We start from the raw sequence: 12,449 nt of genomic DNA, 5'->3' as shown, positions 1-12,449 counted from the left end.
AAATCAGCGCAGGCTGGCAGGCTCGACAAAGAGAAAGCCATCGCCAGGGGCAAGAGAGAACCGCAACTCCTCCCCCACCAACCAACTCCCGTCGTCAGCCTGTCGAGGAGCGTCCAAGTGGTCGACCAGCCTTGCGGCGTGAGTAGCGACCAGCGCAGTGGCAAAATCCAGGCGCCGTGCAAGCGCAGCCGGCGAGACACCGTAATCGGAGTCTTCGATGAAGAAGCGTGGATGCAGTAGGGCCGCTACGGCATCCGTGTTTCTCATTTCCAGAGCGACCACAAATGCGCTTGCTACATCTGCCGAAAGCTGCTCGACGCTCTGAGCGCCGAAACGGAGCGCAAGCACGGCTGGTTCAGAGAGATAAGACCGGCGCTCGATCTCCACTCCTGCCGGGGTCGACGCCTGAAGGTTAAGACCAGCCGGCCTGAGCAAGCCCCACCAAAGCGCTTGAGCCTGCTCATCTGCGACTTGCTGCAAAGACTCCACATACTCTGTCTTGATCGAACTGTGCAGGGTCGCCAACAGTTTTGCCGCATCGAACACAGCGATTTGTCCCGTACTACCGGGGCGCCAGAAGATGACATGGCCCGGCCCTACAAGTCCCGTCTCCGCAGTAATCTCTCCAGAGATCACCGCCATATAGATAAAGTCAGCACTCACACCTGAGACCAAAAATGCACCAGTACTACTTTGCACTGAGCGTTCAAGTAAGGAATGCTTGTCGCCCGGCTCCAGAGTAACGACGACAGGCTCGAGAGATGCCACATACACATAATCTTCTGCGGCAATGGGGCCGAAACGGTAGGTCCCTTCCAGTTCAGCGGCCCAGCTTGGAGAAACGCAAATCGCGAGGCAAAACGAGAGAAACCATCTGTACATCGCCATCCCATCCAAGGTTCTGACCGACACCCCGTCGCAGCGCTACGGAGCGCGCTATAAGTTGTAATGTTTCCCCTATGAAACACTCCTTTGAGAAGAATATCAATCCAATTATGCACCTTAAGATTGTGATGCTGGCCACTAAGTGCCACTTGCCGATGTAAGCCATCGGGCAATGGCAGAATCGCGATATGTCAGATACGCAAGCAGCCCGAAGGTTGCGGAGTGGGTGATCGTAATACCATGCAAGCCCGTGCCGATCTTGACAGGGCCTGGCGATCGGCAGTGACCGACGGAACCGATGCTCAACACAGTCGTTCACGTAAAATCGGTGAACGCTATCTGACATCGTTCTCTGACGAAGCCCTATTCAGAGTTTCCCTCCCTGAGACCAGGAAGTAGCGCGAGCGGCGATGAAACAGTGCTCGTTCAACTTTCTAGCAGGCAGGCTCTTCCGGACGGGCGGCCAGCCGCCCCAGGAACATGTCCCGCAGGGAATTCCCCATCAACCGGCTGAAATCAAGCCGATATGGCGCCATCTCGGGCCGCTCGTACAGCCCGGCCAGATTGGGCGGCGGCATCGCGACGTGATGGCAACCGATCATGCACACGAACAGGCCGGGCACGACCTCCGCCGCCTCCCGCGCCGGCAGGCCGAGCACCCGGCCGAGATCGCGGGCGATGCCGTTCAACCGTTCGATCATGCCGATCTTGACCGCATAAAGCGCATCCGGATCCAGCCGCGGTTCCAGCGAGCCGTGCAGCGCGGCGTTCAGCCGGGCCATCAACGGCACCTCCATGCAGGCGCCGACCACGGCGGCGGCCGCAGCCCGGGCCGCATCGGCGGCATAGCCCGCACGGGCCGGATCGGCCGCAGGCTTGGCGGCAAGCCGCGCCTCCAGCCGGTCGAGCCAGGCCAGGGTGGTGCGTTCATAAAGCGCCAGGAACAGCGCTTCCTTGGACGGCGCATAAAGATAGACCGTGCCCTTGGCGACCCCGGCCGCGCGGGCGACCTCTTCGATACCCACCGCCTCGATCGTCGGCGCCGCCTCGTAAAGCCGCCGGGCGGCATCGAGGATCGCCTCACGCCGGGCAGCCTTGGCTTCGGTACTGCGCGCACGCCGTCCGGGGGCAATGGTCAAGGGGGCTCCATCCTGGCCAGTGGCGGGACGTCCGCACGGATCGTCCCATCTGGGTGCCAGAATGGCCGGGAAGTCGCAGCGGGGCAAGGCCGGGACGGCATGTCGACCTGCGCGCACACGCGAAGCGGAGGGGCGCCGCTGCTGCGTCCCTCCGGCCGTCACGAGGTTCAGAGGTCCTGCGCCGTCGGGCGGATGACGATCTCGTTCACGTCGACGGTTGCGGGCTGGGCCATGGCATAGGCCACGGCATCGGCAATCGCCTCGGGGCCGATGGCGATCTCCTGATAGCGGCGGATCATGGCCGCCACCTCGGGCACGGTGATGGTGTCGGCAAGCTCGGTCGCCACCGTGCCGGGTGAAATCACCGTGGTGCGGATCTTCGGCCCCGCCTCCATCCGCAGCCCTTCCGACAGGGCCCGGACGGCGAATTTGGTGGCGCAATAGACGGCGGCGCCGGGGAAGACCTTGTGGGCGGCGACCGAGGCCACATTGATCACATGGCCGCGGCCCTGGGCCTGCATCTTCGGCAGCACGGCGGCGATGCCGTAGAGCACACCCTTCAGATTGACGTCGACCATCCGCTCCCACTCGTCGACCTTGCCGGCGGCGAGCGGCGAGAGCGGCATCAGGCCGGCATTGTTGATCAGGACGTCGATCGCACCGAAGCGGGCCTCGGTCTCGTCGGCCAGGCGCTGGACAGCGGCCCGGTCGGCGATGTCGACGGTGGCGATCGCGGCCGTGCCGCCGGCGGCGGTGATCTCGGCGGCAAGCGCCTCAAGGCGGTCGGTGCGGCGGGCGGCGAGCATCACGGCCGCGCCGTCGGTGGCAAGGCGGCGGCCGATGGCGGCGCCGATGCCGCTGCTGGCGCCGGTGACGAGAACGGTGCGGCCCGCGAAGGGCCGGCTGCTGGAGAGGGGCGTGGACATCGGCGGATCTTCCTGACTGTCGTGAACCGTGCCCGATAATAAATGACCATCGGTCATTTATTATGCGACACCGGTCACATACCGGGACACGACCCGTCTCGCGTCTCGACCGCGCGTCCCGGAACGGGCATCATCCGGCAACACCAGACCTGAAAAACAGGCCCGAAAAATCAGGACGAAGGGAGACCGCCCCGGATGCCCACGACCACCAGCCCCGCCGCCACCCGCCACCCGATGGGGCCCCGGTTCCGCATCGCCTCGATCGCCGATGTCGAGCGGATCGAGACCGAGATGCCGCTAGACCAGCGCCTCGGTTTCACCAGCACCTATGACGTGCTGCGCTGGGCGGCCATGGCCTATGGCGATGCCCCGGCGATCACCCATCTGTCGGCCGGCACCGCCGACGAGACCCCGCGCGAGCTTGGCTATACCGCCTTTTTCGAGAGCGTGACCCGGGCGGCCAACGCCTTCGCGGCGCTCGGCCTTGGCCGCAACGATGCCGTCGCCATGCTGATGCCCAACCTGCCCGAGACCCATATCGCGCTCTGGGGCGCGGAGGCGGCCGGCATCGCGGCGCCGATCAACCCGCTGCTCGGCATCGACCAGATCGTCGAAATCGCCGAGGCGGCGGATGCGAAGCTGATCCTGGCCCCCGGCCCCATCCCCGGGCTCGACCTCTGGGAAAAGGCGCTGGCCGCGGCCGAGCGTCTGCCGGGCATCACCGCGGTCATCAAGGTCGGCGGCGGGCCCGTGGACATGGCGGTGCATCCGAAGGTGAAGGACTGGGGGGCCCTGCTCACCGCCGCCCCCGCCGACCGGCCGGTCGGCTGGTCGGAACCCGGCCCGGACGATGTCTGCGCCTATTTCCACACCGGCGGCACCACCGGCACGCCCAAACTCGCCCGCCATCTGCACCGCAACGCCCTCTACATGGGCTGGATCCTCTCGCGTGTGATCGGCCTGTCACCCGCTGATTGCACCCTGTCGGGCCTGCCGCTCTTCCATGTCAATGCGGTGCATGTCAGCGGGCTCGCCCCGTTCATGGCCGGCGCCCGCGTGGTTCTGGGCACCCCGGCCGGCTATCGCAGCCCCGATCTGATCCGCAATTTCTGGAAGATCGTCGAGCGCTACCGGGTCACGACCTTCTCCTCGGTCCCGACGGTGCTGACTGCGCTGATGCAGGTGCCGGTGGCGGGTGCCGATCTCTCCAGCCTGCGTTTCGCCGTGGTCGGCGCCGCCCCCCTGCCGCTGGAGGTGATCCGCGGCTTCGAGGGGCTGACCGGCATCAAGCTGCTGGAAGGCTACGGCCTGACCGAGGGCACCTGCGCCTCGGCCGTGAACCCGCCCTATGGCGAGAGGCCGGCAGGCTCGGTCGGAATCCGCTTCCCCTACGAGCAGATGAAGACCGTGATCCTGGACGCCGACGGCAAGGCGGCGCGTGATGCCGCCGTCGACGAAATCGGCGTGCTGTGCATCAAGGGCCCCAATGCCATCTCGGGCTACAAACAGAGCCGGTTCGATGCCGGGCTGTTCATCGGCGACGGCTGGATTTCGACCGGCGACCTGGCCCGTATCGACGCCGCGGGGCGGATCTTCCTGGTCGGCCGCGCCAAGGATCTGATCATCCGCGGCGGCCACAATATCGATCCGCAGTCGATCGAAGAGGTGCTGCACGCCCATCCCGCCGTGGCCCTGGCGGGCGCCGTCGGCCGGCCCGATGCCTATGCGGGCGAGATCCCGGTCGCCTTCGTAACGCTGAAGCCCGGCGCCGCCGCCAGTTCCGACGAGCTGGTCGCCTGGGCGCGCGACCGGGTGCCGGAACGGCCCGCCGCCCCGCATGAGGTGATCATCCTGGCCGACATGCCGGTGACCGCGATCGGCAAGATCTTCAAGCCGACGCTGCGCCAGCTTGCCACCGACCGGGTCTATGCGGCCGAACTGGCAGCGCTGGAGAGCCTGACCGCGACCGTGGCGACGGGCCCCGACGACAGGCTCGGCACCTGTGCGGTGGTGACGCTGACCCGGGGCGACGGCACGCCGGTTCCGGACGGCGACCGGGCAGCGCTGGTCGATCGGGTGGAGCAGATCCTGGGCCGCTTCCCGGTGCCGCACCGGGTCGTCTTCGGTTGAGATACATCGACGTCGATGGATATTGAAATGCATCGACGTCGATGCATATACTTCGACGTCGATGCAGCTCGGAGACAGGAGCGCATGTCCAGAACGCCCCGCCTGATCCACCTTCTGGCCGCCGCCAACCGGCGGGTGATGGCGATCGCCGAGGCCGGGCTCGAGGATCTGGGCATCACCACGTCGCAATCGGCGGCGCTGTTCGTGCTGGGGGAGCGCGGGCCGTCGTCGGTGACGGCGCTGGGGGCGGCGCTGGATCTTGGCCAGTCCGCCACCTCCACCCTCGTCCAGAAGCTGGAAACGGCCGGGCTGGTCGCCCGCACCGACGATCCGGCCGACCGGCGGGCGGTCACCCTCCGGCTCACCGAGCGTGGCGAGGCGATCCGCCGGGTCGCCGCGCGCCGCGCCAACGACCTCACCCGCCGCATGGCCCACGGGCTTTCGCCCGAGGAGCGCGCGGTGATCGCGCATTGGCTGAAGACGGTCGGCACGAACACCGATGCCGGTCTCCCGCCCGAGGATCAGGAAAGCACCCCCATCATGACGTCACCGATCGTGACCGACGATATCCGCACGACCACCGCCGACGGGATCATGGAGATCGTCTTCGCCCGCCCGGCGAAGAAGAACGCGATCACCAACGAGATGTACGGCGCCGTCGCCGACGCGCTGGAAGCGGCCGAGGCCGATGATGCGATCCGCGTGGTGCTGATCCGCGGCGAGGGCGGCGATTTCACCGCCGGCAACGACCTCGGCGATTTTGCGAAGATCGCCGCCGGCCAGGGCCCGGCGGTGCGCCATGTCCAGCGGGTGCTGAAACAGCTCGCCCGGATGCAGAAGCCGGTGGTGGCGGCCGTGCTGGGCCAGGCGGTCGGCATCGGCACCACCATGCTGCTGCATTGCGACCTGGTCTATGTCGCCCGGGATGCCAAACTCTCCACCCCCTTCGTCGGCCTGGCCCTGGTGCCGGAAGCGGCATCGAGCCTGCTGCTGCCGGCCGCGATCGGCCATCGCCGCGCCTTCGCGATGTTTGCCCTGGGCGAGGTGCTGAGCGGTTTCGACGCGGCCGAGATCGGCCTGGTCAATGCGGCCCTGCCCGCCGACGATGTGCTCGGCGCCGCACGCGCCGCCGCCGGCCGGCTTGCGCAGCAGCCGATCGGCGCGATCAAGGCGACCAAGGGGCTGATGCGCGACGCGGCCGCCATCGCCACGGTGATGGACACGGAAAGCCGGCTGTTCTTCGAGCGTCTGCAAAGCCCCGAGGCACGCGAGGCCTTCACCGCCTTTGCCGAGCGGCGGAAGCCGGACTTCACCAAACTCGGCTGATCACGATGCGTTCACGTCTCCTGACAAGATGCTGTCAGGAGACGTGCGCTATGGATGGGGCGCAGATGGGACAACCCAGACAAGGCCTCCGCCCCATGAACCAGATCAGTCAGCCTTCCCCGGTTCTCGAAATCGTCCGCTTCCGCCTCAGGCCCGGCGTAGATCCACAGGCCTTCACCGCCGATGCCGCCCGCATGGACGGCTGGCTGGCCACCCGCCCCGGCTTCGTGCGCCGGCGCCTGGGCCTCGCCGATATGGGGGTCTGGATCGACTGCATCGAATGGCAGGATCTGGCGACAGCCCGCGCCGCGGCCGATGCGCTGATGCAGGAACCCACCGCCCGCCCCTTCCTTACTGCCATCGACGGGGGTAGCGTGGTGATGACCCATCTCGACATCGCCCACGCGAGCTGACGCCGATGCGCCGCGCCGACCGCCTCTTCGCCATTCTTCAGTCGCTTCGGGGCGGTCGGCTGCGCACGGCACAACAGCTGGCCGACGAGTTGGAAGTTTCGGTCCGCACGGTCTATCGCGATCTGGCCGATCTTCAGGCCCAGGGCGTGCCGGTGGATGGCGAGCGCGGCATGGGCTATCTGCTCCGCGACGGTTTCTTCCTGCCGCCGCTGGCATTGTCGGCCATAGAGCTTGAAGCCCTGACCTGGGGCGTGGCCATGGTCCGCGCCCATGCCGATGAAAGCCTGGCCCGGGCGGCGGAAGAGCTGGAAATCAAGCTCCGCGCCGCCACCCCCACCCGCGGCATAACCATCCCCACCACGGCCGCCGCCTATGGTTTCCGGCTGACCGCCGCCGACCGCCAGCGGCTCAAGGCCGCGCGCGAGGCGATTGCGACCCGCGAGAAGCTGATGCTCGATTATGCCGATGCGGCCGGCGCCGCATCCGAACGGGTGGTCCGGCCGCTGGAATTGCAGCATTGGGGCGCGGTCTGGACGCTGACCGGCTGGTGCGAGCTGCGCGGCGATTTCCGGGCCTTCCGCATCGACCGGATCCGCCAGCTTACCCGCACCGGCACCCATTTCCGCCCCGAACCCGGCAAGCGGATCGAGGATTACATGGCCCTGGTCAGGTGCGAAGCGCGGCCACCAGCGTCCTGACATTGTAGTCCATCATGTCCAGATAGGTCGCAGCCGGCCCGCCCGCGGGTGAGAGCGCATCTGAATAGAGCGTGCCGCCGATCTTCGCATCGGTTTCCGAGGCGATCCGGTCCAGCAGCCGCGGATCCGAGATGTTCTCCATGAACACGGCCGGGATCTTCTCCGCCCGGATCTGATCGATCAGCTTTGCGACATCGCCCGCCGAGGCCTCGGCCTCGGTGCTCACCCCCACCGGCGCCAGAAACCCGACGCCATAGGCGGCCGCGAAATAGCCGAAGGCGTCATGCGAGGGCACGACCTTGCGGCGGTCGGCCGGCACGCTCGCGATCTCAGCCCGGATCCGGGCGTCGAGCGCGTCGATCTTTTTCAGATAGGCCGCCGCATTCGCCTCGAACACCGGCCTGTCGTCGCTGTCGGCCGCGATCAGCGCTTCCAGCACATTGTGGACATAGATCCTGGCATTGGTCAGGCTCTGCCAGGCATGGGGGTCGGTGCCGCCATGGTGGTGGTCGTGATCATGATCCTCTTCGCCCTCCTCCGCCTCGGCCATCTGGCGGGGCACGATGCCGGTGGTCGCCACCGCGACCGGGCCGTCATAGCCCGAGGCCTGGACCAGACGGTCCATCCAGCCCTCGAAACCCAGGCCGTTCATCACCACCAGATCGGCGTCGGCGACGGTGCGGGCATCGGCCGGCGCCGGCTGCCAGACATGGGCATCGCCATCGGGGCCGACCAGGGTGGTGACGCGCACCCGGTCGCCGCCCACCTGCTGCACCATGTCGCCCAGAATGCTGAAGCTGGCGACGACCCTGATCGGCTCGTCGGCCGCAAGGGCAGGAACCGGCAGCCGGAGGGCAAGCGCGACCAGCGTGCCCGCGGCCAGCAGATGGCGGCGGTTGATCATGAGACGGTCCTTTCTGTCCGGGAGGAAGCGTCCGGGCGGACGCGGCGGCCTGCGCCGGCCGGGGTGGCGAGCAGCGCCGCCAGATAGCAGGCGCCGGCCGCCAGAATGATCGCCGGGCCCGAGGGCAGGCCCAGATGGTAGGAAAGCAGCAGGCCGACCACCCCTGAGAGGAAGGCGATCGCCACCGCCGCCAGGATCCGCGGCAACAGGGCATGGGGGGCAATGAAGCGCGCGGCGGCGGCCGGCAGGATCATGATCCCCACCGACATCAACGTGCCCAGGGCATGGAAGCCGCCGACCAGGTTCAGCACCGACAGCACCAGCAGCCCGTAATGGGCCATGGGGCTGGAGCGGCCCACCGCGCGCAGGAAGCCCGGATCGACGCATTCCAGCACCAGCGGCCGCCAGATCACCGCCAGGGTCAGCATCGATACCGAGGCGATCCCTGAGAGCAGGAACAGTGCCGCATCGTCCAGCGCCAGCACCGAGCCGAACAGCACATGCAGCAGATCGACATTGCTGCCGCGCAGCGACACGATCAGCACGCCCGCCGCCAGCGACAGCAGATAGAAGGCGGCCAGGCTTTCATCCTCGCGCCCGCCGGTGCGGCGGGCGACGAGGCCAGAGAGCACCGCCACCACCAGCCCGGCGATCAGGCCGCCCAGGGTCATCCAGGCGAGCGACAGCCCGGCGGCCAGATAGCCGATCGCGGCACCGGGCAGGATGGCATGGGACATGGCGTCGCCGGTCAGGCTCATCCGCCGCTGGGTCAGGAACACGCCGATCGGCGTCGCCCCCAGCGCCAGCGCCAGACAGCCCGCCAGCGCGCGACGCATGAAGGCATAGTCGGCGAAGGGGCCGATCAGCAGGTCGTGGATCATCCAGGGCCCCTCCGTCAGCTCTGCTGCATCCGGGCAAGCCGCGCCAGGGACAGGTTCCCGGGTGTCAGCACGCGATGGGTGGGGCCGGCGGCGACGAGCCGGCCTGCGATCAGCAGACAGTCGGGGAAATGGGTCCGGATTGCGTCCAGATCGTGAAGCACCGCCAGCACGGTGCGGCCCTCGGCGTGCCAGCCATGGATCACCCGGATCAGCTCGGCCGCCGTCGCCTCGTCGATCGCGGCAAAGGGTTCGTCGAGCAGGATCAGCCGGGCATCCTGCAACAGCAGCCGGGCGAAGAGCAGGCGCTGCATCTGCCCGCCCGACAGGGCCGCGATCGGCCGGTCGGCCAGATCGGCGATCCCCACGGTCTCAAGCGCCTGCAGCACCGCAGCACCCTGCCGCCGGCCGATCGCCCGGAACGGCCCGAGCCGCTGCCAGAGCCCCATCGCCGCCATCTCGGCAACCCGGATCGGAAAGCTGCGGTCGATCTCGGTCTGCTGGGGCAGGTAGCCGAGGGCGCGCCGGCCCAGGCCACCCAGATCGATCTGCCCCGCCTCGGGGACGATCTGCCCGGTCAGCCCCTTGAGCAGGGTGGATTTGCCGGCCCCGTTGGGCCCCGCGACGGCGGTCAGGCTGCCGGGGGCGAGCGTCAGGCTCACCCCCTCCACGGCCGGTCGGCCGGATCCGTAGCCGAGGGTGAGACCGGTGCAGACGACCCGCGGCCCCGGGGCCGAAATCGGGGTCAGCCGCCCCCGGGCGGCAGGAGAGATCATCACCGGATCGCCCCCATCACCGCCAGCCAGAGCAGGGCAACCGGCACCGCCGCCACCATCAGCCGGCGCAGCACGCCCGCCCCCAGCGCGCTTCGTGTCAGCACCCTCCCCGGCGGCGGATGGGGAAGGGGCGGCGTGGCGACGGGGCGATGCATGTCCATGGGCTCAAGGTCCGGAAGGAAACGGAACCCTTCCTGCTTACGCCTGCCGCCACGTCAATGCAATAGTATAACATAACTCTTACACGGACGATCCCGACCGCCGGAGCGGTCGGGTCAGAAGCCCGGTCAGAGCTGAAGAATGCCGCGGCTGTACTGGTCGGGCCAGGGCAGTTCCGCCCCCAGCGCCTTGGCGGCGCGGAGCGGCCAATGCGGGTCGCCCAGGGTCACGCGGGCCAGCGCCACCAGATCGGCACGGCCATTGGCGACGATCTCCTCGGCATGTTCGGGCTGGGTGATCAGCCCGACGGCGGCGGTGGCGATGCCCGCCTCGCGCCGGATCGCCTCGGCGAAGGGCACCTGATAACCGGGATAGGCCCGCAGCTTCTGGCGCGGATCGCCGCCGCCCGAGGAACAGTCGATGAGGTCGACATCGCCCCGCGCCTTCACCCGCTTCGCGATCTCGACCGAGGCCGCGATATCGAGCCCGCCCTCGACCCAGTCGGAACAGGAAAGCCTAAGGAACAGCGGCAGCTCCGCCGGCCATTCGGACCGCACGGCATCCAGCACCAGCATCAGCGCCGCCATCCGCCGGTCGGCATCGCCGCCGAAGGCATCGTCGCGGGTGTTGGACAAGGGGCTCAGGAAGGAATGCAGCAGATAGCCATGGGCGCCATGGACCTCGATGATCCGGAATCCGGCCCGGCGGGCGCGCGCGGCAGAGGCCGCGAAGGCATCGGCGATGCGGCGGATGCCGTCTTCGGTCAACGCCGCCGGCACCGCATGGGCGGGCGAGAAGGCGGCATCGGTCGGGCCCACCGGCTGCCAGCCGCCCTGATCGGGGTCGAGCAGCCCGCCGCCCCGCCAGGGCGCATCGGTCGACGCCTTGCGCCCGGCATGGGCCAGCTGGATCGCCGGCACCGCGCCCTGCCCGGCCACGAAATCGACCACGCGGGCGAAGGCCGCTTCCTGCGCATCCGACCACAGCCCCGGGCACCAGGGCGTGATCCGCCCTTCGGGCAGCACACCGGTCGCCTCGGCGAAGACGATGCCCGCCCCGCCCTTGGCGAAGCCGCCCAGATGCGCCAGATGCCAGTCACCCACCAGCCCGTCCGGCACGCTGTACTGGCACATCGGCGCAATCATGATCCGGTTGCGCGCGGTGACGCTGCGGAAGCTGATCGGCTTGAACAGCTGCGGATCCCGCCCGGGCGCCGGAATGGCACTCGGCACAGGCGTGGACGCAGGCACAGAAGCGGGGGTGGCGGCGGCAGGCTTGTCGGACATCGGTCTCTCCGCGAGGCATCGAACGGGATCGCGGAGAGGATGGAACGACCGGGCGGCGGTGCCAAGCCCGGTGTCCACATCACGACGTATTCAAACCCCGTTCGCCTTCAAACCCCATTCGAGCGGCCCCGCCGGATCTGCCGGGCCGCCAGGCCCATCGGCGGCAGCAGCGAGGCCGCCAGCGACAGTATCCAGGCGGTCATCGGCGGGGTGGAGGTGACGGCAAGGGCCATGACGGTGGTGAAGACGGCAAGGCTGCTCATGCCGCCCAGCGCCGCAAGCATGGTCTGGCGGGCGGTTTCGCCGCCATAGCGCTGGTGGACGGTCAGCGAGATGGTGATCATGCCGATCGGGAAGCCCATCAGCAGCCCGGCCCAGACCGGCCCCGCCAGGGCCGCCACCACCGAGACGCTGGCGACCAGCGTGCCGGCCAGGATGCCGCGCAGGACAAGATCGGCGATGCGCCGCGCGCCCCGCGGGGCCGGGCCGTCGCCGGCTGCATGGCGGCAGAAGCGCAGCGCCAGAATGGCGACCACGACATAGAGCGGCAGCGCCACCACCAGTTCCACCGGCAGGGCCGCGGTCACCGCGGCCACCACGCACCAGGCGAGGATGGCCGCGCCGACCGAGGCGAAAGGCCCTGCCCGTTTCGCCACCACGATGAAGCAGGCGACGAAGATCAGGGTCGCCACCAGCGCCATCAGCGTCGCCACCGCCGCATCATGCAGGAAATCCGGCGGGTGGTGGCCGATCAGGAAGAAGAAGCCGGGCCCCATGACGATGGGCAGCCCGGCGGCGATGCCGCCGAGGGCGGGGCCCGCATGCTGAACCAGCAGCGAGACGCCCATGACGACGATCGCGGTCGCAACCACGCGGGCCGCGATCGGCAACAGCTGGACGGAGAGGTCGGCGAGCAGCGTTTCCATGGC

13 protein-coding genes and 1 pseudogene are annotated in these 12,449 nt (G+C 68.4%); 5 read left to right on the top strand and 9 right to left on the bottom strand.

Translation table 11 applies throughout. The features are described from left to right. Window positions 1-3 precede the first annotated feature (3 nt). The 3 genes from CMO28_RS26455 to CMO28_RS26445 all read right to left on the bottom strand — a co-directional run bounded on the left by CMO28_RS26455 (window position 4) and on the right by CMO28_RS26445 (window position 2,950). Window positions 4-888, bottom strand: coding sequence for a hypothetical protein (locus CMO28_RS26455; RefSeq protein WP_296719496.1), 885 nt, complete (start codon window positions 886-888; stop codon window positions 4-6). Between the two features lie 431 nt (window positions 889-1,319). Further along, window positions 1,320-2,024: a TetR/AcrR family transcriptional regulator gene (locus tag CMO28_RS26450; protein ID WP_296719491.1), complete on the bottom strand. Its 705-nt coding sequence runs from the start codon at window positions 2,022-2,024 to the stop codon at window positions 1,320-1,322. Window positions 2,025-2,191: 167 nt separating this feature from the next. Beyond that, window positions 2,192-2,950, bottom strand: a complete 759-nt coding sequence (locus tag CMO28_RS26445; RefSeq protein ID WP_296719487.1) for an SDR family oxidoreductase — start codon at window positions 2,948-2,950, stop codon at window positions 2,192-2,194. 234 nt (window positions 2,951-3,184) lie between these two features. Between CMO28_RS26445 and CMO28_RS26440 the strand changes: the two genes are divergently transcribed. The 5 genes and pseudogenes from CMO28_RS26440 to CMO28_RS26425 all read left to right on the top strand — a co-directional run bounded on the left by CMO28_RS26440 (window position 3,185) and on the right by CMO28_RS26425 (window position 7,517). Further along, entirely contained in the window at window positions 3,185-5,080 is a 1,896-nt protein-coding gene (locus CMO28_RS26440) for an acyl-CoA synthetase (protein WP_416370985.1), read from the top strand. 15 nt (window positions 5,081-5,095) lie between these two features. Further along, a pseudogene (locus tag CMO28_RS29995) lies at window positions 5,096-5,443 on the top strand (MarR family winged helix-turn-helix transcriptional regulator); the annotation flags it as partial. Window positions 5,444-5,635: 192 nt separating this feature from the next. After that, window positions 5,636-6,406, top strand: a complete 771-nt coding sequence (locus CMO28_RS29990) for an enoyl-CoA hydratase-related protein (RefSeq protein WP_062765556.1) — start codon at window positions 5,636-5,638, stop codon at window positions 6,404-6,406. Between the two features lie 95 nt (window positions 6,407-6,501). Then, a complete protein-coding gene (locus tag CMO28_RS26430) occupies window positions 6,502-6,819 on the top strand; it encodes a hypothetical protein (protein WP_296719475.1) in 318 nt (105 codons plus the stop codon). Between the two features lie 5 nt (window positions 6,820-6,824). Further along, window positions 6,825-7,517, top strand: coding sequence for a helix-turn-helix transcriptional regulator (locus tag CMO28_RS26425; RefSeq protein WP_062765473.1), 693 nt, complete (start codon window positions 6,825-6,827; stop codon window positions 7,515-7,517). On the opposite strand, the gene CMO28_RS26420 is transcribed toward CMO28_RS26425, so the two are convergent. From CMO28_RS26420 to CMO28_RS26395, 6 genes are all read right to left on the bottom strand, one after another. After that, complete coding sequence (locus CMO28_RS26420; protein ID WP_296719469.1) at window positions 7,486-8,421, bottom strand: metal ABC transporter substrate-binding protein; 936 nt, start codon at window positions 8,419-8,421, stop codon at window positions 7,486-7,488. The genes CMO28_RS26425 and CMO28_RS26420 overlap by 32 nt on opposite strands. Further along, entirely contained in the window at window positions 8,418-9,302 is an 885-nt protein-coding gene (locus tag CMO28_RS26415; RefSeq protein WP_296719465.1) for a metal ABC transporter permease, read from the bottom strand. Before CMO28_RS26415 ends, CMO28_RS26420 begins: the two co-directional genes overlap by 4 nt. 14 nt (window positions 9,303-9,316) lie before the next feature. Next, a complete protein-coding gene (locus CMO28_RS26410; protein ID WP_296719461.1) occupies window positions 9,317-10,075 on the bottom strand; it encodes a metal ABC transporter ATP-binding protein in 759 nt (252 codons plus the stop codon). Beyond that, entirely contained in the window at window positions 10,075-10,236 is a 162-nt protein-coding gene (locus tag CMO28_RS26405) for a hypothetical protein (protein ID WP_156503235.1), read from the bottom strand. Before CMO28_RS26405 ends, CMO28_RS26410 begins: the two co-directional genes overlap by 1 nt. A 126-nt stretch (window positions 10,237-10,362) precedes the next feature. Then, on the bottom strand, window positions 10,363-11,520 hold the full coding sequence (locus CMO28_RS26400) for an NADH:flavin oxidoreductase/NADH oxidase (RefSeq protein WP_296719455.1): 1,158 nt from the start codon (window positions 11,518-11,520) through the stop codon (window positions 10,363-10,365). A 107-nt stretch (window positions 11,521-11,627) separates the two neighbouring features. Further along, the gene (locus tag CMO28_RS26395; protein WP_296719452.1) at window positions 11,628-12,446 is read right to left on the bottom strand and encodes a hypothetical protein; all 819 of its coding nucleotides are present in this window, start codon (window positions 12,444-12,446) and stop codon (window positions 11,628-11,630) included. Window positions 12,447-12,449 lie beyond the last annotated feature (3 nt).

Source organism: Tistrella sp. (assembly GCF_002684955.1).
Classification (GTDB): Bacteria; Pseudomonadota; Alphaproteobacteria; order Tistrellales; family Tistrellaceae; genus Tistrella; species Tistrella mobilis.
The sequence above is the reverse complement of the archived record's forward strand: the minus strand, read 5'-3'. Positions and strand labels throughout refer to the sequence as shown.

Bases quoted from the DNA above. Each gene is read 5' to 3' on its own strand.
- CMO28_RS26455 (WP_296719496.1), bottom strand. From the start codon at position 888: ATGGCGATGTACAGATGGTTTCTCTCGTTTTGCCTCGCGATTTGCGTT.
- CMO28_RS26425 (WP_062765473.1), top strand. From the start codon at position 6,825: ATGCGCCGCGCCGACCGCCTCTTCGCCATTCTTCAGTCGCTTCGGGGC.
- CMO28_RS26440 (WP_416370985.1), top strand. From the start codon at position 3,185: ATGGGGCCCCGGTTCCGCATCGCCTCGATCGCCGATGTCGAGCGGATC.
- CMO28_RS26410 (WP_296719461.1), bottom strand. From the start codon at position 10,075: ATGATCTCTCCTGCCGCCCGGGGGCGGCTGACCCCGATTTCGGCCCCG.
- CMO28_RS26405 (WP_156503235.1), bottom strand. From the start codon at position 10,236: ATGGACATGCATCGCCCCGTCGCCACGCCGCCCCTTCCCCATCCGCCG.
- CMO28_RS26395 (WP_296719452.1), bottom strand. From the start codon at position 12,446: ATGGAAACGCTGCTCGCCGACCTCTCCGTCCAGCTGTTGCCGATCGCG.
- CMO28_RS26415 (WP_296719465.1), bottom strand. From the start codon at position 9,302: ATGATCCACGACCTGCTGATCGGCCCCTTCGCCGACTATGCCTTCATG.
- CMO28_RS26420 (WP_296719469.1), bottom strand. From the start codon at position 8,421: ATGATCAACCGCCGCCATCTGCTGGCCGCGGGCACGCTGGTCGCGCTT.
- CMO28_RS26445 (WP_296719487.1), bottom strand. From the start codon at position 2,950: ATGTCCACGCCCCTCTCCAGCAGCCGGCCCTTCGCGGGCCGCACCGTT.
- CMO28_RS26430 (WP_296719475.1), top strand. From the start codon at position 6,502: ATGAACCAGATCAGTCAGCCTTCCCCGGTTCTCGAAATCGTCCGCTTC.
- CMO28_RS26400 (WP_296719455.1), bottom strand. From the start codon at position 11,520: ATGTCCGACAAGCCTGCCGCCGCCACCCCCGCTTCTGTGCCTGCGTCC.